This window comes from Pseudomonas fungipugnans, assembly GCF_029955235.1.
Taxonomy (GTDB): Bacteria; Pseudomonadota; Gammaproteobacteria; order Pseudomonadales; family Pseudomonadaceae; genus Aquipseudomonas; species Aquipseudomonas fungipugnans.
Map to the genome: position 1 here is coordinate 323,481 of NZ_JARBWL010000002.1, position 17,756 is coordinate 341,236.

The window sequence follows — 17,756 nt, forward strand, 5'->3', positions numbered from 1 at the left end:
GTGGGAGCGGGCAAGCCCGCTCCCACATTTGGTTTTGCCTTATCCGGCTGAACCCACTCCAGACGTCGTCCGCAACCGCCCTTCCAGCCTGCGCTTCAAACCCCTCGGCTCAATCAACAGCGTCGAGCCACTGGTCGCATTGGCCCGACTCCACTCCTCCAGCAACTCCAGACACGAATGGTCGATGTAGCTCAGATTGTTGAGCGGCACATGTACAGTCGTGCCTGCCGGAACGGTGCCCAGTACCTGTGTCAGCGCCGGCACTTTGAGGAACGTCGCCGCGCCTGTCAGGCGCAATTCCATTTCCCCCGCGGCGGGCAGGTCGATCAGGCTGATCTTCAGCCTTGAGGCCTTCCATGCCAGTTTCGCCAGGGTCAGGCCAAAACCGATCAGCACACCGGTCAGCAAGTCGGTGAAGACGATCGCCAAAGCGGTGGCCGCGTAGGTGAACATCGGCATCCGGCCATACCGACCCAGACCCCGGAACGCCTTGAGGTCCACCAGTTTGAAGCCGGTGTACACCAGCACGCCCGCCAGACTCGCCACCGGAATACTTTGCAGCACGCTCGACAACAACAGGACGAAAGCCAGCAGCCACAGACCGTGGAATACCGTCGATAAACGAGTGGTGGCGCCTGCCTGGACGTTGGCCGAGCTACGCACGATCACGCCAGTCATGGGCAGCGCACCGAGCAGGCCGCAGAGCATGTTGCCCACGCCCTGGGCCGACAATTCCCGGTCGAAGTCCGAACGCTGGCCGCTGTGCATGCGGTCCACGGCGGCGGCAGACAGCAGGGTTTCGGCGCTGGCGATAAAGGCCACCGCGAAGGCGGCGATCAGCAGGGTGGGGTCAGCCAGGTTGAGCAGGTCCGCCGGTTTCAGCCAGTCGATGGCTTCTGCAAGATTCGCCGGGACCTCCACGCGTTTGACCTGCAAGGCGAGCATCAGGCTGGCGACGGTTGCCAGACCGACCCCGAGCAACGCACCGGGAATGAATCGCAAGGAATGAGGACGGAATTTTTCCCACAACCACATCACTGCAATCGTCGACAGCCCCAGCAAGCCGGCCTGCCAGCCCACGGACGGCAACGCCTGGGCGACGGCGGCGGGGAACGCGGCGAGATTATCCAGCCCGGAAGGCTTGGGCACGGCGTCGAGCATCACATGGACTTGTGACAGCACGATCAACACACCAATCCCGGCGAGCATGCCGTAGACAACGGCGGGCGCGGTCACCCGAAACCAGCAGCCCAGTTTCAGGCGTCCGGCGATCAGTTGCAGAAGCCCGGCCAGCAATAGAATCGGCCCGAGCATGGCGATGCCATGCTGGCGCACCAGTTCAAATACCAGCACCGCCAATCCCGCTGCCGGCCCGCTGACTTGCAGTGGCGAACCGGCCAGCCAGCCTACGACCAGGCCACCGATGATCCCGGTGATCAGGCCCTTGGCCGGGGGCAAGCCAGACGCGATGGCGATGCCCATGCACAAAGGCAGGGCCACCAGAAACACAACCACGGACGCCAACAGCTCCCGTGGCAGAACAGCTTTCAGTTGTTCAGCACGCATGGTGATTCTCCCGAAGGTTTCTTCAGGCATGGCGAGGCCAGGCTGCTATTCAGCAGCCTTGGCTAAACCACACAGATTTAGGAGGCGTTAGAAGCGCGCTTTGGGCGTCGCCACCGGGATCGGATGGCTGCCATCGAGCGGCAGGAAGCGGCCCTGATCGGCGTCGTAGGCTTTGATTTCACTGGTTTCGATGCTGTAGACCCAGCCATGGATAAACAGCTGACCGTTGGCCATGCGCGAGGCCACCGATGGATGCGTGCGCAAGTGCTGCAACTGGGCGATCACGTTCTCTTCGGTGAGGATGTGCATGCTTTCGTTTTCGTCAGCGCAATGGCAGTTTTCCTGGACCATGGTTTTCGCCACTTCGGCATGCCGCAGCCAGGCTTTGACCGTGGGCATCTTTTCCAGGCTTTGCGGGTTGAGGACCGCGCGCATGGCGCCGCAATCGGAATGGCCACAAATGATGATGTGCTGCACACCCAAGGCCAGCACGGCGTATTCGATGGCGGTGGAAACGCCGCCGTTCATCTGGCCATACGGTGGGACGACGTTACCGACGTTACGGGTGACGAACAAATCACCGGGGGCGCTTTGGGTGATCAGTTCAGGAACGATTCGTGAGTCGGCGCAGGCGATGAACATCGCCCTTGGGCTCTGGGCCGTGGCGAGTTTCTTGAAGAGTTCTTCCTGTTGCGGAAAGACCTCGTGATGAAAATGCAAAAAGCCGTCAACGATATGTTGCAGCGCTGCATCGGCGGTTTCCGCCTCGGGATGGGCTGAAGCCGACGCAGCCAACGGCTGTTTATCCTTGTCACTCATGATTCATCCTCTTTGACGGACTCGGGAAATTTTCCCGCTTTATCCGATATGAAGCCAGTGGCTGGTTAAAAAACATCCAGGCCGAACACTATCGACCCATCAGTCACTCGATGAACAAGGTAGCGGCCGAAACTTAATTGAAACTGAATGAAACGCTCTAGAACGTGCGTTCCAGGTCACAAAAAACGTGACTGGCCTCATATTCCAGTGCCTTTTCTCTACTCAACCATAGGCCAATTGTCCTCAAATCAACGACATCTGGCGACCCGGCGGACAGAAGGCTGTGCAATCAAGGTTGAAGCCATCTCGCTGATTGAGCCCCAGGCGTTTGATCGCTTTGCTGAAGCGTTGTGCCAACAAGTCGGCAAACGGCCCTTCGCCACGCATTCTGGCACCAAATCGACTGTCGTAGAGTTCGCCGCCACGGCTCTGGCGAATCAGGCTCAGCACATGGGCTGCCCGCTGCGGGTAATGTGCGGCCAGCCATTCTTCAAACAGCGGCGCCACTTCCAGCGGCAAGCGCAACATCATGTAGGCCGCGCTCTGGGCGCCGGCGGCATGGGCCTCGGTGAGCAGGCTCTCGAGCTCGCTGTCGTTGATCATCGGAATCATCGGTGAACACAGCACCCCCACCGGGATACCGGCTTCGCGCATGACACGGATCGCCCGCAGCCGTGCCTTGGGCGCAGCGGCTCGGGGTTCGAGGATGCGCTTGAGCTCGTCGTCCAGCGTGGTGAGGCTGATCATCACTGCTACCAACCGTTGTTCAGCGAGTTCGGCCAGCAGGTCCAGATCGCGCAGGATCAGCGAGCCCTTGGTGATAATGGTCACCGGATGGCGATAGCGCAGCAGCACTTGCAGGGTTTGCCGGGTGATTTTGTGTTCGCGCTCGATGGGCTGATAAGGATCGGTGTTTGAGCCCAGGTTGATCGGCGCACATTGGTAGCCGCGTCTGGATAACTGCTCTTCCAGTACATCGGCGGCGTTGGTCTTGGCGATCAGTTTCGTTTCGAAATCCAGCCCCGGCGACATGTCCCAATACGCGTGGCTGGGTCGGGCATAGCAATAAATGCAGCCGTGCTCGCAGCCGCGATAGGGGTTGATCGAGCGATCGAAAGGCAGGTCAGGCGAATTGTTGCGGGTAATGATGGTTTTCGCCGTCTCGATGCGCACCTCGGTGCCTTGGGTAAGCGGTGCTTCCTGATACCAGCCATCGTCCTCGGCCACTGAGCGGTTCGCAGCGAAGCGGTTGTGCGGATTGGTGGCGGTGCCACGGCCACGGGGCGGCAGGGGAGTGTTCATCGGCAAATACTCGTTGCTGTATGTACATACAGTATCCGAGACAGGGCAAGCCGGCCAGTGCCGTTCGGCGCCTGTATTCCGGATAGTCATTCCAGGAAACATATGACGGATAGCCGTGCGACAAGTCTGCTCGGTACTATCTGTTGCACACGAAGTCTTCGTGCTTACTAATTAAATGGAATTAATTAAATGTCGTTTTTTAATCAGCGCGGTATTTTTTTACAACTGTTGGCCCCGAGCATCGTTAATCCACGCGAAGCTCAAGTGTCGATGCAGCTTGCTCGTAAAGAGTCCTCGTGGGATACGGTTTATGAGGTAGAGGTCGAGGCGTTGGTGGATTCCGTCTATGTGACAGCGGTCTCCAGTGATGGCGGTCAATCGTTCAATATCAGGTCGGTCAGCAGCGATGTGGATGGCGACGGTGATATCGATGGCGATGACAAGGCCAAGTTGCTGGCACTTGCCAAGGCTTACGCCAATATCGTCAACCCGTAACACTCCAACTAACCCAACCTGCATAGGTGTTCATGCAGGTTGGATTTTAGTGCGCTTAGTTATGTTGCGTTAGTTGGCCAAGGTCGTCGCTTGACGTTGTTTTCATATCACTCTTGCGTAACTTTGACACGTCAGAGGAATCGACTGTCGAGCCTTTATTTCCCCAGCTTGTGCGGATGAAGTTCACCACGTCAGCCACTTCCTGATCCGACAAGCGCCATGCGAAACCAGGCATGGTGAAGGTCGAAGGGGCAGTGTGAGTCGCAGGCAGGGTGCCGCCCTTGAGTACGATGTGAATCAGTGACGTCGGGTCCTCTGATTGCAACACCGGGTTGCCCGCCAGCGCCGGGAACACCCGTGTGTACCCATGGCCATCCGTGCGATGGCAGGCCGCACAGTTGTCGATATACACCGACGCACCGGTCTTGCTGTCATCACCTTTCCATAACGCCTGGGCGACCTGTTTGTCGTACGGGTGCGGCTGGTCATTGGGGTCATTGGCCGGCAGCGACTTGAGATAACGGGCAATGGCCGTCAGGTCGGCGTCGGTCATGTACTGCATGCTGTGGGTCACCACATCGCTCATGCCGCCGAACACTGCACTGCGGTCACTGCGACCGGTCTTGAGGAATTGCACCAGTTGCGCTTCGTTCCAGCTGCCAAGGCCGTCCTTGTGGTCACCCCGCAGACTTTTTGCAATCCAGCCTTCGAGTGGTGCGCTGCCTGACAGGAAAGCGCTGCCCTCACCGGCATTCAAGGCTTTTTCCTGCATGGTCAGGGCGCGCGGCGTATGGCAGGCGCCGCAATGGCCCAGGCCTTCCACCAGATACGCCCCACGGCTGACCACGGCGTCTGCGTCAGGCGCTGCCTGGTAATCCGCCACCGCTGGCGCGAACATCCAGCGCCAACCGGCGAGCGGCCAGCGCATGCTCAATGGCCAGGGAATATCGCTGGCCTTGTTGTCCTGAGCGACCGGCGCCACCCCGTGCATGAAATAGGCGTACAAGGCCTTCATGTCGGGTTCGGTGACGCTGGCATAAGACGGGTACGGCATCGCCGGGTACAGGGTGCTGCCGTTTTTGGCGACGCCATGGCGCACAGCTTTGTCGAAGTCCTCGAAGCTGTAGTCGCCCAGCCCGGTTTTGTCCGGCGTGATGTTGGTGGAGTAGATCGTGCCGATGGGTGTTTCCATCGGCAGGCCACCGGCAAACGGCTTGCCGTCCTTGGCCGTGTGGCAAGCCACGCAGTCGCCGGCGCGGGCCAGGTATTCGCCTTGCTTGATCAGGTTTTGATCAACTTCTGCAGCGTTGATCGAGGTGCTGCCCAGCAGCGCGAAGGTCGCGATAACAAGTGCTTTCATGGTTATCGCTCCTTATGCCTGAACCAGCGGGCCGGGGTTTTTCAGGTATTGCTCGCGGATCGCCCGGGCGGACCAATAGGTCAGCGCGGCAACCAGGCCAGTCGGGTTGTAGCCCAGACCCTGTGGGAATGCGGACGCGCCAGGGACGAATACGTTATGCACGTCCCAGCTTTGCAAGTAACGGTTCAGGGCGCTGGTCTTCGGGTCGGTGCCCATGATCGCGCCGCCGTTGAGGTGGGTGGTCTGGTAGGCGGCGGTGTTGAAGTGTTCGCCGACCTTCTTGCCAATCACGGCGATGGCTTTGGGGCCCATCGCCTCGGCGATCTTGCCCATTTTCTCGACCATGAAGCGGTTCATCTTGATGTCGTTTTCCTGCCAGTCGAACGTCATGCGCAGCAGCGGCAAGCCATAAGCGTCGCGGTATACCGGGTCCAGATCGAGGTAGTTGCCACGGTAGGACTGATGCGCCCCGTGGGCATCCATCGACACTTGGTGGGTGTAATAGTCGGCAGTGGCGCGTTTCCAGTCGCTGCCCCAGGCCGGGGTGCCCGGCGGGTTGGACGTTCCGGCAATCGGGCGGCTGCCGGCCTGGTTGACCCACATCGGCGAGCCGCCGACGAAGCCATGCGGGCCGTGGTCGAAGTTGTCGGCATTGAAGTCATCCAGCGCCACGCCATTGCCGCCAGCGCCGATGAAGTTGTTGGTGTGGGTGTCCTTGTCGAAGAACGCCTTGATCGTCGCCATGTTCTGGTAGGCGAAGTTCTTGCCCACCACACCTTCGCCACTGATTGGGTCATACGGTTTGCCGATGCCGGACAGCAGCATCAACCGCACGTTGTGAAACTGGAAAGCACCGAGGATCACCAGATCCGCGGGCTGCTCGATTTCCCGGCCCTGGCCGTCGATGTAGGTCACGCCAGTGGCTTTGGTCTTGGTGCTGTCGAGATTGACCCGCAACACATGGGAATTGGCGCGCAACTCGAAATTCGGCAGTGGTTTGAGCGCGGGCAGAATATTTACGTTAGGCGATGCCTTGGAGTACATGTAGCAGACATAACCACTGCAAAAGCCGCAGAAGTTGCACGGGCCCATCTGCGCGCCGTACGGATTGGTGTAGGGCCCCGAAGTGTTGGCCGACGGCAGGTTGTAGGGTTTGTAACCCACGGCTGTAGCTGCTTTCTGAAACAGCTGTGCGGAAACGGTGTTCTTCTGCGACTCCAACGGGAAAGGGTTGGAGCGATCCGGTGCATAGGGGTTGCCGCCCTTGCCTTCACCGACCAGTTGCCCGTTCACCGTCCAGGCCTGACCCGAGGTGCCGAACACTTTCTCGGCGTAATCGAAAAACGGTTCCAGCTCTTCGTAACTGACGCCGAAGTCCTGGATGGTCATGTCCTTGGGTATAAAGCTTTTGCCGTAGCGTTCTTCGTAGTGGCTGCGCATGCGCAACTCGATCGGATCGACCCGAAAGTGCACGCCGGACCAGTGCAGACCCGCGCCGCCTACGCCATTGCCGGGCAGAAAGGCGCCGAGCTGGCGGTTTGGCAGGGCGATGTCATTCACGCTGTGGCGAATGGTGACCGTCTCTTTGGAGATGTCCTGAAAGAGTTTTTTCCGCACGCTGTAGGTGAGTTCGTCGATCACCTGGGGATAGTTGCCGTCCGGATAAGTGTCCTGCATTGGCCCGCGCTCCAGCGCCAGCACGTTCAGGCCCGCTTCTGTCAGCTCTTTGGCCATGATCGCGCCCGTCCAGCCAAATCCGACGATGACCGCATCGACCTTCTTCATTACCGTTGCCATGCTCAAGCCCTCTCGCCGCGAATCGACACTGCCGGGAAGGGGTATTGCTCGTTGCGTTCCACCCAATCCATGAAATCGGCGCGAGCGCCGGGGAAGCCGATCATGGTCCAGCCGACCAGACCTTTATTGCCACCGTGGATCGGGTCGCAGAAGAACCCCTCCTTGGTGTTTTGCAGCAACAGATTGAAGAAGATCGTCGCCGGAACGCTGTCGAATTGCGGTTTTCCGGCTTCGAGCTGCTTGAGCAAATCGTCTCGGGTAGCGCTGTCTTGCTCAGCAAATACTTTCCCGTTGATAGTCTTCGACCAGGCATCCGTGGCGGCAATGCCCAGGCGATAAATCTCTTTGGGCACGAGTTTGCTCTGCCAGCCCATCTCCGGCGGGGCGTCCGCGTTGAATGGGCCTTGCATGAACCACAAAGCGCCAGCGGCGTACGGGGTGTTCATCTGGCGGTCGATGTATTCCGGCACGCCGGCTTCCAGGGCGCCGGGGCCCTGGGCATCGTTCGGAATCAATTGCCCGACGGCAGCCTTGATGAACGTCCACTCTTCGGCGGTGAAGTAGCTCGGCTCGTAGGCGCTGGTGCTGACGGGGGATTTATCGGCGCGAGCCGGTGCGGGCTCCTGTGCGGCAAGCAGAACGGTGCTGCCCAGCGAGGTGCTGGCGACGGTGACCACCGGGATCAAGGTCAGGGATTTGCGTAAAAACTCACGCCGCGGGTTGTCTCGATCTTGATCAGACATGGGGTGCACCTCATCAGGCATTGACGGTTTTTAGCCGTTTCAGTGAACGGCTTTTCGTTTTGGTAGCGATGCGAGGGTTGAACGACCGGATGAAGTCGAGCGCATCTGCAAACTTTGGTAACAAATGGTAGCAGGCTAAGGATCAAGATGAACCGATTCAGCGCAAAAACGTCGGCTTTTACGACGAAAGAAGGGCTACAGCCGACGGATTCACAATTCTTTGACAATCACCTCACAGGCCTTTGACTGCGCCAGGGAGATACTTGGCTTCATACATTGGTTTATTCAACGGTTGCCCGAGCATGTTCCGACTTCGTCTTTTGCCAGCGTTATGCTTTTCGCTGGTGGCACTTTTCAACTTTTCGCAGGTATCGGCAGACGATACGCCGTCGGTCCGTCCTGCTGAATGGGCTCAACCTGTGGACTCGAAGTACAATCTTTATCAAATGTCCCCGACCCTTTATCGCAGCGCCTTGCCTGACAGCAAAGCGGTGCCTTTGCTGGAAAGCCTCAAGGTCGGCACGGTCATCACGTTTCTGCCTGAGTCGGACGCGAACTGGTTAACCGCGCCAGGCATCAACCAGGTGCAACTGCCTTATCGCACCAATCATGTCGATGACGCTGACGTCATCAAGGCGCTTCGTGCTATTCAAACCGCCGAAGCTCAGGGCCCGGTGTTGATGCATTGCAAGCACGGTTCCGACCGTACCGGCTTGATGTCCGCCATGTATCGAGTCGTTGTGCAGGGCTGGAGCAAGGAAGATGCGCTGAACGAAATGACCCAGGGCGGTTTTGGCGACAGCACCCACTTCAAGGACGGCGTTCGCTACATGATGCAAGCGGATGTCGACAAACTTCGTACCGCATTAGCCAATGGCGATTGCAGCACCAGCCCGTTTGCGATGTGTTCGATGAAAAGTTGGCTCAAGTCGGCCAACGTTCAGTAAGGAGCGCTGTTGCAAGAAGATTCGCAGCCAGAGGGCGTTGCGCAGATCGATATAGACACCGCCTTCCACACCCTTGAAACGTGGAAGGCGGTGTTCAGTCACTGCTGTTCGTCAGGCTTTTTCTTCAGCTTGGGGTTCGGGAAAAACTGCACGGCCTGAACCTTGGCGTCCGGCGCCTTCAGCGCCGAGGTGTTGACCCGGGTGCCCAATTCCTTGGGCACCGACAGACCCTGCTCGTTGAGCGTGTCGGAATAGCCACAGGCCACGCACTCGCGGTGCGGGACCGTGTCTTCGTTCCACATCATCAACTTGTCCGGCTCGCTGCACGCCGGGCAGACCGCCCCGGCGATAAAGCGTTTTTTCGTAATCACAGGCCCCTCACTCATGCTGCTGCGTCCTCACTCAGGCCGCTGTGGCGCAAGAGTGCGTCAATCGATGGCGCACGGCCACGGAAGTCGACGAACAGCACCATCGGTTCCTGAGAACCACCGCGGGCCAGGATCGCTTCGCGGAAGGCGCGGCCGGTCTCTGCGTTCAGCACGCCGTCTTCTTCGAATTTGGAGAAGGCGTCTGCCGACAGTACTTCAGCCCATTTGTAGCTGTAGTAACCCGCCGCATAACCGCCCGCGAAGATATGCGCGAAGCTGTTCGGGAAGCGGTTGTAGGCAGGTGGACGCATGACCGAAACCTCGTCGCGCACGCCTTCGAGCACTTGCAGCACGCTACGGCCGTCACCGTGGGTGGCGTGCAGTTCGAAGTCGAACAGCGAGAACTCCAGCTGACGCACCATCATCAGGCCGGACTGGAAGTTTTTCGCCGCGAGCATTTTGCCCAGCAGATCCTGTGGCAGTGGTTCGCCGGTCTCGTAATGGCCGGAAATCAGCGCAAGGCCTTCCGGTTCCCAGCACCAGTTTTCCATGAACTGGCTTGGCAACTCGACCGCATCCCAGGCTACGCCGTTGATGCCGGACACACCGGCATGCTCGACGCGGGTCAGGAGGTGATGCAGGCCGTGCCCGAATTCGTGGAACAGGGTGGTGACTTCATCGTGAGTCAGCAGCGCCGGCTTGCCACTGTCGGCCGGTGTGAAGTTGCACACCAGATTGGCCACCGGGCTTTGCAGCACGCCTTCGGCGGTACGACGACGGTCGCGCGCGCCGTCCATCCAGGCGCCGCCGCGCTTGTTGGCGCGGGCGTACAAGTCGAAGAAGAAGCGGCCGACGTGTTGGCCGTTTTCCTTGATTTCAAACAGGCGAACATCCGGGTGCCAGGTGTCGAAGCCTTTCTGCTCGGCGATTTCGATGCCGTACAGACGCTGGACGATAGCGAACAGCCCGCCCAGTACTTTATCGATCGGGAAGTAGGCGCGAAGGGCTTCCTGGGCAACGCTGTAGCGCTGCTCGCGGAGTTTTTCGCCATAGAAACCGCTGTCCCAGCTTTGCAAATCCGGGCAGCCTTGCTCGGCTGCATACGCCTTGAGCTGCTCCAGATCCTGCGCGGCAAACGGTTTGCTGCGCTTGGCCAGGTCGCGCAGGAAGCTCAGCACCTGATCACTGGACTCGGCCATTTTGGTGGCCAGGCTCAGCTCCGAGAAGCTGGCGAAACCCAGTAGCTTGGCCAGCTCCTGACGCAGGTCGAGAATCTCTTCCATCACCGGGCCGTTGTCGTTCTGGCCGGCGTTCGGGCCTTGGTCCGAAGCGCGGGTGCAGTAGGCGGCATAGACTTCTTCGCGCAAGGCACGGTCCTGGGCGTACGTCATCACCGCGTAGTAGCTCGGGAATTCCAGGGTGATCAGGAAGCCGTCCAGGCCCTTGGCCTGTGCGGCGGCGGCCATTTGCGCCTTGGCCGAATCGGTCAGGCCGGTGAGGGCGGCGTCATCGGTGACGTGTTTGGTCCAGGCCTGGGTGGCGTCGAGCAACTGATTGGAGAAGCGGCTGCCCAGCTCCGAGAGTTTGCTCTGCACTTCGGCATAGCGTTTCTGTTCGGCTTCCGGCAGGTCAATACCCGACAGGCGGAAGTCACGCAGCGAGTGCTCCAGAATGGTTTTCTGCGCCACGTCGAAACCGGCAGCTTCGGGGCTGTTGGCCAGTGCTTCGAACGCCTGGAACAGTTCGCGGTTTTGGCCCATTTCGGTGGAGTAAGCGCTCAAGGCCGGCAGGCAGGACTCATAAGCTTCGCGCAATTCGGCGCTGTTACACACGGCGTTGAGGTGGCTGACCGGGCTCCAGGCGGCCCCCAGGCGATCGTTGAGCTCGTCCATCGCCAGCACCAGGCCGGCCCAGGTCGGTTGTTTGCCCTGGCTTTCAAGGATCTTGATAATGGCAGCGCGGTTGTCAGCCAGGATCTGTTCAATGGCCGGTTGCACGTGTTCGGCACGGATCGCCGAGAACGGCGGCAGGTCGTAGGACTGCAAAAGAGGGTTGTTCACGCTCACGGTTGGCACCTTGGCTGGAAGAAACATGCAGCCATCTTAATTACAATCGACGCTCACCGCAGCTATCAGCAACAGAGAGAATCCCTATCGTGACCCTTCGCAAGTATCTGGACCACACGCCGCTGCTCGGCACCGGCGCTTTTGTAGACGCCTCGGCGGTGGTGATCGGCGATGTCGAAATTGGTGAAAATAGCTCCGTCTGGCCGCTGACGGTGATTCGCGGCGACATGCACCGCATCCGTATCGGCGCGCGCACCAGCGTGCAGGACGGCTGCGTGTTGCACATCACCCACGCCGGCCCGTTCAACCCTGACGGTTTCCCGTGCCTGATCGGTGATGATGTGACCATCGCCCATAAGGTCATGCTGCATGGCTGCACCATTGGCAGCCGCGTCCTGATCGGTATGGGCAGCATCGTCATGGACGGTGCGGTAGTCGAGGATGATGTGATCATCGGCGCCGGCAGCCTGGTGCCGCCGGGCAAGCGTCTGGACAGCGGTTATCTGTATGTTGGTAGCCCGGTGAAACAAATCCGGCCGCTGACGGACAAGGAAAATGCCTTTTTTACCTACAGCGCGGCGAACTACGTGAAGCTCAAGGATCTGCATCTGGCCGAAGGCTACGACCAGGTCTGAACCGTCTCGCCATCACTCAGGAATTTTCATGCATTACCAAACTGTTCTGTTCGACCTCGATGGCACCCTGACCGATCCGCGTGAGGGCATTACCCGTTCGATCCAGTTCGCCTTGAGCAAACTGGGCATCGATGAGCCGGACTTGACCCAGCTCGAACACTTCATCGGTCCGCCGCTGTTGCAGGCGTTCATGCAGTTCTATGACTTCGACGAAGCCAAGGCCTGGGAAGCGGTCAATTTCTATCGCGAGCGTTTCAAGGTCACTGGCCTATACGAGAACCGGGTGTTCGATGGCGTCACGCCGTTGCTGGAAACTTTGGGCGGGCAAGGGCGGCAGCTGTACATCGCCACCTCCAAGCCGTGGATCTTTGCCCGGGAAATCGCCCGTCACTTCGACTTCGCCAAACACTTCAAGGTGATTTACGGCAGCGAGCTGGACGGCACACGTACCAACAAGGTCGAGCTGATTGCCCACCTGATGGCCGAAGAAGGTCTGGACCCGGCCAGCACGCTGATGATCGGCGATCGTAAACACGACCTGATCGGGGCCCGGAGTAACGGGCTGGACGCGGCGGCGGTGGGCTATGGGTTCGGTAGCCACGAAGAACTGAGTGCTGAAGCGCCGGCGTATCATTTTGAAACGCTGGAGGAAATGCATCAGGCGTTTTTACGTCGTTAAGTAAATCGCCTTCGCGAGCAGGCTCGCTCCCACAGGAAATCTGGGCGGACCACAAATTGGGTGTCCGCTGAAGATCCAATGGGGGAGCGAGCCGGCTCGCGAAGAGGCCCAGTCAGCCGCCAGAACTCTCTGATCCAGCCAACGCCCTCAACACCGCCTTACGCTCCCCAACCGGCAACCCGCCAAGCTTCTCCACCGCCGGATAAAACTTCGCCCAATCCCCGCCCACCTGTTTGAACAACGCCGAAAACGCCGGCACCCACTGGTCATACAAACCAAACGGCAACAGCCGGGCATTGTTCAGCGGTGCGTTGATCCAGGCGTCATAGCGTTTATCCCCGGCCCACTGGCTGTCGCGTATTTTCCGGTAATCGGCGCGCAACTGTTCGAATGTCGCGGCTTTGCGTTGGCGCATCTGCTCAGCCGGTAAGGGCTGGGCGTACAGCCGTTCAAGTTGCGAGCGGGTGTCCAGAATCAGCTGGATGAACTGATCGCGCTGCTGGATCTGCGTGCCGCTGTCTGGCGCCAGACCACGGCTGGCCCGCCATTGGCGAGTGCCTTCCTGCTCGACAAACGTGGCGTAGGACTCGTTGAATTCGGTGTCGTCCTTCACATAAAAACGCTGATGCGCCAGTTCGTGGAAGATCAGCGTGGCCAGTCGCTCATCGCCCCAGCTCATCATCGAGCTGATGATCGGATCGTTGAACCAGCCCAGGGTGGAATAGGCCTCGACGCCACCAATCGACACGTCCATGCCGTTCAGCCGTTGCAATGCCGCTTCACCACGCGCCGCGCTCTGGCTGTAATAACCGCGATAGGCGACGCAGCCGGCTATGGGGAAGCAATGGTTCTGCGGTTTCAGGGAGAACTCCGGCGTGGCGAAGACGTTCCACACCACGTAGGGCCGCTTGATGTCGGCGTACAAGCGATAGCTCGGATTGTCCGGCAGGTGCAGATGCTCGGTGGCAAAGGCCCTGGCCTTTTGTGACTGGGCCAGATGGGCGCGCAATTGCGGATCACGCTGGGGGTCGGCAACGACCTTGGCCACCGGCTCACGGGCCCGCAGTAGCTGCAGTTGACCGTCGGCCAGCTGGCTGTAGTAGCTGACGCTGGTGCAACCGTTGAGCAACAAAAACAACACACCCGGAAACAAAACGCGCAAAACGCGATCAAGTAACCCATGGCTTGGAAGTGGCCTGATCAAAATAAAATCACCCCTGGAGAGTCTGCTCGCAAGACTATCCCGCCTACTGGAGCTCCGCTATGCGCACGTTGATGCTGACAGGAGGCCTGCTGATGCTGGCCGGTTGTGCCGGGTTGCCGGACCCTGATCCGACTCAGGCCTGGATCGATCTGGACTCAAGGCAGCAAGACACCGAATTGCAGGCGCTGAAGGTGGACAACGCTTCGGCGACCGACAAGCGCTACTTCGAAGTACAGCCCGGCAGCCATGAGTTGAAGGTGCGTTATCAGTTTGCGGTGGCACCCAGCAACATCGGGCCGGACGCCGAGCCGCTGTGGCGTGACTGCCAGTTGAACGTGAAATTCAAGGACTTCAACGCCGGGGAGCGTTATCAGCTGCAAGCGGGGAATATCGGCTTCCGGCCATGGGCAAAACTCTACGACCAGCAGCGAAAAGTCATTGGCCAGGGCACACCGGCCGGCTGCCAGCGCACTTGATCCGGGCTATGCTTTGATGAACATGTCTCGGAATACTTATCATGCGCAGGTTGTTGCTGGTACTCGCCACAAGCGTCATTTCCGGTTGTCTGAGCCCGTTGCCGGCGGTCGATCCGCAGATGGCCTGGATCGACTTCTCCACCCCGACACCTGGCGGCAAACTGCTCATGGCCGAGCGTCTGGACAACCGTCGAGTGAACGACGGGCGCTACTATCAAGTCACCCCCGGCAGTCATGAGCTGCTGGTGCGTTTTGACTTTGAGGTGTTCGGCGGACCTTCGGGGATCATGGGCGAACCGGTGGAGCGCTTGTGCTACCTGACCATCAAGTACGACCATTTCGAAGCGGGTCAGCATTACACGCTCGAAGGTCGCTCATTGACGTTTGACCCCAGCGCACGGCTGTATAACGACAAGCGCGAGGTTGTCGCCGAAGACCGGAACGTCAACTGCATCATCTGAGGTCGGTCAGTTGTTGTTTTTCTGGTAGATGATCGCTTTTCTACCGTAGTCGCATTTGCCGACGACCATGGCCAAGTCGTGTTTTGCAGCCTCTTCCTTGCTGACGATTTCCAGGGTGTAGGACGGTACGGCTCGGGCCTGGATCTTGACTTCAATCTCTTTCTTGAGTTCTTCGCAGTCTTTGGGCTCCGCCAGAACCGATGTGGCCAGTGCACTGCAGATGATCGCCAAGGCGAAACGTTTCATGGTTGAAGCTCCCTAGGTGCAGCGCGCACGATCATGCGCTGAAACTGCTGTCATATATTCGACCATACCTTGTTAAAGCGAGTTCTGACTTCGCTCATAACACTTGCTTACAGATTTAAATCTTGTAGTGATTTTCAGATCGCCTTCGCGAGCAGGCTCGCTCCCGCAGGGAATCCCGGTTGGACACACAATATGTATCCGCTGGAGATTCAATGTGGGAGCGAGCCTGCTCGCGAAGGCGCCAGTCCATCCAGCGCCGATTCATATCCGAACGAAGATCAGCTGACCAGCGTCGCCTCAAGACTGATCTTCGCATTCAGCACTTTGGACACCGGGCATCCTTCCTTGGCTTTTTTGCTCAATTCCTCAAACTGCGCCTGGGTCGCCCCCGGGATTTTTGCCTTGAGGATCAGTTTCACTGCGGTGATCGCAAAACCACCCTCCACCTGATCCAGCGTGACCTCGGCGTTGGTGTCGATGCTGTCAGCCTTGAGGCCGGCGTCGCCGAGAATCATTGAAAACGCCATGGAAAAACAGCCGGCGTGGGCCGCGCCGATCAGTTCTTCCGGATTGGTCCCCTTGCCGCCCTCGAAACGGGCCTTGAAGCCGTAGGGCGCTTCTCTGAGGACGCCGGTTTCCGTGGAAATGGAGCCGATGCCGGTTTTCAGATCGCCTGCCCAATGAGCTGATGCTTTCTTCGTGATAGCCATGTCTGCCTCCTCAAGATCCGGCGCGAAAGTTCGCGCCTTCGTGGTTTTCGGTTGCTAAGGGTTCTGAGGATAGAAGACAGTGCAAAGTTCATCCTGTCGGATCGAGCCGCTTATCTCGTGGGCAAATTCGCGTCTGCTATTGAAACTCGGGTATATGCCCTCATTGCATGAGTAACGCCTTTAGACTTGGCAGGTTTTCGTTCGTGAGAAAAACCTGCGCACCCTTTGGAGATGCAGGTTCATGAAACGATTGTCTGACGTTAAGTTTTCCACCCTCGACCTGGTGCCGGTGCGTGAGAACGGCAGCCCTGCGCAATCGCTGCGCAATTCCCTGGACCTGGCACAGCACGTCGAAAAATTCGGCTACACCCGTTTCTGGGTCGCCGAGCACCACAACATGGACGGCATCGCCAGTTCTGCGACCTCCGTGTTACTGGGTTATCTGGCCGGTGGCACCTCGACCATCCGGGTCGGCTCCGGTGGCGTGATGTTGCCCAACCATGCGCCGTTGGTGATCGCTGAGCAGTTTGGCACCCTGGAAAGCCTGTATCCGGGTCGAATCGATCTGGGTCTGGGTCGTGCGCCGGGTTCCGATCAGATGACTGCCCGGGCCCTTCGTCGCGAGCGCTCCGGCAGCGCCGATGAATTCCCCGAAGACGTCGCCGAGCTGGTGCGCTACCTGGGCCCGCGCACCCCGGATCAACGGATCATCGCGATGCCGGGCACCGGCACCAACGTTCCGGTGTGGCTGTTAGGTTCGAGCCTGTTCAGTGCGCAACTGGCGGGTGAGCGCGGTTTGCCCTACGCCTTTGCCTCACATTTCGCACCGCGATTCATGCACGAGGCGATTCGCGTCTACCGCAATCACTTCAAGCCTTCGGCGGTATTGGACAAGCCCTACGTGATGCTCGGTGTGCCCCTGGTGGCTGCCGATACCGATGAACAGGCGGACTATCTGGCGACCTCGGTTTACCAGCGCATTCTCGCGCTGATGCGCGGCCAGAGCCTGGTGCAGCGCCCGCCGGTGAAAACCATGGACGGCTTGTGGTTGCCCCATGAGAAAGAAGCCGTCGGCGACTTCCTGGGCCTGGCCATGGTTGGCAGCCCGCAAAAAATCCGTGCCAAGCTGGAAGTGCTTGTCGAGCAGACCCAGCCCGACGAGCTGATCTTCACCTGTGATCTGTACGAGCACGCTGATCGTGTTCACTCGTATGAGCTGCTGGCGCAGGTCATGAAGGGCTGAAACCCGCCCACAAAAAAGCCGACGCCATGGCGTCGGCTTTATCTGTTCACATTTATTTGCGTTTGTAGACGATTTCTTTTTTGCCGCCATCGCAGGTGCCGACGGTTTTGCCGTCCGCCCCGTTGTTGCCTGCTTTATCGACAATCTGCAGCGCGTAATGGTGGACGCCTTTAGCTTCCAGCTTGTCCTTGATTTCCTTCTCCAGTACGTCGCACGACTTGCCGGCAGCAAAGGCTGTCCCCGCAAGGCTCAACAAACCCACCGCCAAAATAAGTCTCTTCATCGGTTGCATTCCCTGGTCGGATCAAAAGGGGTCGGCACCCGGCCTTCAGCCGGATGCGCTGACCACGTAGCGCTTTGCCATTCCTATGGCACTCGGCCAGCGCGCAAGTTCAGAAGACTAGCTCAAACTCAGCTACTGGCAATTCGGAACCCGACTTTAAGGGTTACCTGGAAGTGCGCAGCCTTGCCATCCTTGATGTGACCACGGGTCTCGGTCACTTCGAACCACTCCAAGTGTTTGATGCTTTTGCTGGCTTCCGCCAGAGCGTTGTTGATGGCGTCTTCAATGCTGCTGGTGGACGAGCCGACGAGCTCGATTTTCTTGTAGGTGTGATGGTCAGTCATGGCGTTCTCCTC

20 protein-coding genes are annotated in these 17,756 nt (G+C 59.0%); 7 read left to right on the forward strand and 13 right to left on the reverse strand.

Annotated features, from left to right (window positions below):
* Window positions 1-39: 39 nt before the first annotated feature.
* From POF45_RS16475 to POF45_RS16485, 3 genes are all read right to left on the reverse strand, one after another.
* Entirely contained in the window at window positions 40-1,566 is a 1,527-nt protein-coding gene (locus POF45_RS16475; protein ID WP_282316153.1) for a SulP family inorganic anion transporter, read from the reverse strand.
* Between the two features lie 87 nt (window positions 1,567-1,653).
* The gene (locus tag POF45_RS16480; protein WP_259497964.1) at window positions 1,654-2,385 is read right to left on the reverse strand and encodes a carbonic anhydrase; all 732 of its coding nucleotides are present in this window, start codon (window positions 2,383-2,385) and stop codon (window positions 1,654-1,656) included.
* 243 nt (window positions 2,386-2,628) lie between these two features.
* On the reverse strand, window positions 2,629-3,687 hold the full coding sequence (locus tag POF45_RS16485) for a PA0069 family radical SAM protein (protein WP_282316154.1): 1,059 nt from the start codon (window positions 3,685-3,687) through the stop codon (window positions 2,629-2,631).
* A 189-nt stretch (window positions 3,688-3,876) separates the two neighbouring features.
* Between POF45_RS16485 and POF45_RS16490 the strand changes: the two genes are divergently transcribed.
* Window positions 3,877-4,182 carry a hypothetical protein gene (locus tag POF45_RS16490; RefSeq protein ID WP_259497967.1) on the forward strand — a complete coding sequence of 102 codons (306 nt, stop codon included), beginning with the start codon at window positions 3,877-3,879 and terminating at the stop codon, window positions 4,180-4,182.
* Between the two features lie 55 nt (window positions 4,183-4,237).
* Here POF45_RS16490 and POF45_RS16495 read toward each other — a convergent pair whose 3' ends face one another.
* The 3 genes from POF45_RS16495 to POF45_RS16505 are packed head-to-tail and all read right to left on the reverse strand — an operon-like array spanning window position 4,238 to window position 8,082.
* Window positions 4,238-5,542: a c-type cytochrome gene (locus POF45_RS16495; protein WP_282316155.1), complete on the reverse strand. Its 1,305-nt coding sequence runs from the start codon at window positions 5,540-5,542 to the stop codon at window positions 4,238-4,240.
* A gap of 12 nt (window positions 5,543-5,554) precedes the next feature.
* A complete protein-coding gene (locus POF45_RS16500; RefSeq protein ID WP_259497969.1) occupies window positions 5,555-7,339 on the reverse strand; it encodes a GMC family oxidoreductase in 1,785 nt (594 codons plus the stop codon).
* A gap of 2 nt (window positions 7,340-7,341) precedes the next feature.
* Entirely contained in the window at window positions 7,342-8,082 is a 741-nt protein-coding gene (locus POF45_RS16505) for a gluconate 2-dehydrogenase subunit 3 family protein (RefSeq protein WP_259497970.1), read from the reverse strand.
* Between the two features lie 302 nt (window positions 8,083-8,384).
* On the opposite strand from POF45_RS16505, the gene POF45_RS16510 reads away from it, so the two are divergent.
* On the forward strand, window positions 8,385-9,029 hold the full coding sequence (locus POF45_RS16510; RefSeq protein ID WP_259497972.1) for a phosphatase domain-containing protein: 645 nt from the start codon (window positions 8,385-8,387) through the stop codon (window positions 9,027-9,029).
* Window positions 9,030-9,127: 98 nt separating this feature from the next.
* Here the strand turns inward: POF45_RS16510 and POF45_RS16515 are convergent, their stop codons facing one another.
* On the reverse strand, window positions 9,128-9,415 hold the full coding sequence (locus POF45_RS16515) for a YheV family putative zinc ribbon protein (protein WP_282316156.1): 288 nt from the start codon (window positions 9,413-9,415) through the stop codon (window positions 9,128-9,130).
* Window positions 9,412-11,463, reverse strand: coding sequence for an oligopeptidase A (prlC, locus tag POF45_RS16520; protein WP_282316157.1), 2,052 nt, complete (start codon window positions 11,461-11,463; stop codon window positions 9,412-9,414). The genes POF45_RS16515 and prlC overlap by 4 nt, the downstream gene beginning before the upstream one ends.
* A gap of 89 nt (window positions 11,464-11,552) precedes the next feature.
* Here prlC and POF45_RS16525 point away from each other — a divergent pair, with 89 nt between their 5' ends.
* The gene (locus POF45_RS16525; RefSeq protein WP_259497977.1) at window positions 11,553-12,098 is read left to right on the forward strand and encodes a gamma carbonic anhydrase family protein; all 546 of its coding nucleotides are present in this window, start codon (window positions 11,553-11,555) and stop codon (window positions 12,096-12,098) included.
* Between the two features lie 28 nt (window positions 12,099-12,126).
* A complete protein-coding gene (locus tag POF45_RS16530; RefSeq protein ID WP_259497979.1) occupies window positions 12,127-12,777 on the forward strand; it encodes an HAD family hydrolase in 651 nt (216 codons plus the stop codon).
* A 112-nt stretch (window positions 12,778-12,889) separates the two neighbouring features.
* On the opposite strand, the gene POF45_RS16535 is transcribed toward POF45_RS16530, so the two are convergent.
* Window positions 12,890-13,981 (reverse strand): aminopeptidase, encoded by a 1,092-nt coding sequence (locus POF45_RS16535; RefSeq protein ID WP_259497981.1) that lies wholly within the window; start codon window positions 13,979-13,981, stop codon window positions 12,890-12,892.
* Between the two features lie 59 nt (window positions 13,982-14,040).
* Between POF45_RS16535 and POF45_RS16540 the strand changes: the two genes are divergently transcribed.
* Complete coding sequence (locus tag POF45_RS16540) at window positions 14,041-14,457, forward strand: PA0061/PA0062 family lipoprotein (protein ID WP_259497983.1); 417 nt, start codon at window positions 14,041-14,043, stop codon at window positions 14,455-14,457.
* Window positions 14,458-14,498: 41 nt separating this feature from the next.
* A complete protein-coding gene (locus POF45_RS16545) occupies window positions 14,499-14,918 on the forward strand; it encodes a PA0061/PA0062 family lipoprotein (RefSeq protein WP_259497985.1) in 420 nt (139 codons plus the stop codon).
* Window positions 14,919-14,924: 6 nt separating this feature from the next.
* Here POF45_RS16545 and POF45_RS16550 read toward each other — a convergent pair whose 3' ends face one another.
* Both POF45_RS16550 and POF45_RS16555 read right to left on the reverse strand, forming a co-directional pair.
* Window positions 14,925-15,164 (reverse strand): DUF1161 domain-containing protein, encoded by a 240-nt coding sequence (locus POF45_RS16550; RefSeq protein WP_259497986.1) that lies wholly within the window; start codon window positions 15,162-15,164, stop codon window positions 14,925-14,927.
* Between the two features lie 278 nt (window positions 15,165-15,442).
* Window positions 15,443-15,874: an OsmC family protein gene (locus POF45_RS16555; RefSeq protein WP_201199402.1), complete on the reverse strand. Its 432-nt coding sequence runs from the start codon at window positions 15,872-15,874 to the stop codon at window positions 15,443-15,445.
* Between the two features lie 241 nt (window positions 15,875-16,115).
* Here POF45_RS16555 and POF45_RS16560 point away from each other — a divergent pair, with 241 nt between their 5' ends.
* Window positions 16,116-17,117 (forward strand): LLM class flavin-dependent oxidoreductase, encoded by a 1,002-nt coding sequence (locus tag POF45_RS16560; RefSeq protein ID WP_259497988.1) that lies wholly within the window; start codon window positions 16,116-16,118, stop codon window positions 17,115-17,117.
* A gap of 52 nt (window positions 17,118-17,169) precedes the next feature.
* Here POF45_RS16560 and POF45_RS16565 read toward each other — a convergent pair whose 3' ends face one another.
* Together POF45_RS16565 and POF45_RS16570 are read right to left on the reverse strand one after the other, a co-directional pair.
* Window positions 17,170-17,400 carry a DUF1161 domain-containing protein gene (locus POF45_RS16565; RefSeq protein ID WP_259497990.1) on the reverse strand — a complete coding sequence of 77 codons (231 nt, stop codon included), beginning with the start codon at window positions 17,398-17,400 and terminating at the stop codon, window positions 17,170-17,172.
* 128 nt (window positions 17,401-17,528) lie between these two features.
* Window positions 17,529-17,744 carry a dodecin gene (locus POF45_RS16570; RefSeq protein WP_259497992.1) on the reverse strand — a complete coding sequence of 72 codons (216 nt, stop codon included), beginning with the start codon at window positions 17,742-17,744 and terminating at the stop codon, window positions 17,529-17,531.
* Between the last annotated feature and the right edge of the window lie 12 nt (window positions 17,745-17,756).

Coding starts and splice junctions, on each gene's coding strand:
- POF45_RS16475 (WP_282316153.1), bottom strand. CDS start 1,566: ATGCGTGCTGAACAACTGAAAGCTGTTCTGCCACGGGAGCTGTTGGCG.
- POF45_RS16480 (WP_259497964.1), bottom strand. CDS start 2,385: ATGAGTGACAAGGATAAACAGCCGTTGGCTGCGTCGGCTTCAGCCCAT.
- POF45_RS16485 (WP_282316154.1), bottom strand. CDS start 3,687: ATGAACACTCCCCTGCCGCCCCGTGGCCGTGGCACCGCCACCAATCCG.
- POF45_RS16490 (WP_259497967.1), top strand. CDS start 3,877: ATGTCGTTTTTTAATCAGCGCGGTATTTTTTTACAACTGTTGGCCCCG.
- POF45_RS16495 (WP_282316155.1), bottom strand. CDS start 5,542: ATGAAAGCACTTGTTATCGCGACCTTCGCGCTGCTGGGCAGCACCTCG.
- POF45_RS16500 (WP_259497969.1), bottom strand. CDS start 7,339: ATGGCAACGGTAATGAAGAAGGTCGATGCGGTCATCGTCGGATTTGGC.
- POF45_RS16505 (WP_259497970.1), bottom strand. CDS start 8,082: ATGTCTGATCAAGATCGAGACAACCCGCGGCGTGAGTTTTTACGCAAA.
- POF45_RS16510 (WP_259497972.1), top strand. CDS start 8,385: ATGTTCCGACTTCGTCTTTTGCCAGCGTTATGCTTTTCGCTGGTGGCA.
- POF45_RS16515 (WP_282316156.1), bottom strand. CDS start 9,415: ATGAGTGAGGGGCCTGTGATTACGAAAAAACGCTTTATCGCCGGGGCG.
- POF45_RS16530 (WP_259497979.1), top strand. CDS start 12,127: ATGCATTACCAAACTGTTCTGTTCGACCTCGATGGCACCCTGACCGAT.
- POF45_RS16540 (WP_259497983.1), top strand. CDS start 14,041: ATGCGCACGTTGATGCTGACAGGAGGCCTGCTGATGCTGGCCGGTTGT.
- POF45_RS16545 (WP_259497985.1), top strand. CDS start 14,499: ATGCGCAGGTTGTTGCTGGTACTCGCCACAAGCGTCATTTCCGGTTGT.
- POF45_RS16550 (WP_259497986.1), bottom strand. CDS start 15,164: ATGAAACGTTTCGCCTTGGCGATCATCTGCAGTGCACTGGCCACATCG.
- POF45_RS16555 (WP_201199402.1), bottom strand. CDS start 15,874: ATGGCTATCACGAAGAAAGCATCAGCTCATTGGGCAGGCGATCTGAAA.
- POF45_RS16560 (WP_259497988.1), top strand. CDS start 16,116: ATGAAACGATTGTCTGACGTTAAGTTTTCCACCCTCGACCTGGTGCCG.
- POF45_RS16565 (WP_259497990.1), bottom strand. CDS start 17,400: ATGAAGAGACTTATTTTGGCGGTGGGTTTGTTGAGCCTTGCGGGGACA.
- POF45_RS16570 (WP_259497992.1), bottom strand. CDS start 17,744: ATGACTGACCATCACACCTACAAGAAAATCGAGCTCGTCGGCTCGTCC.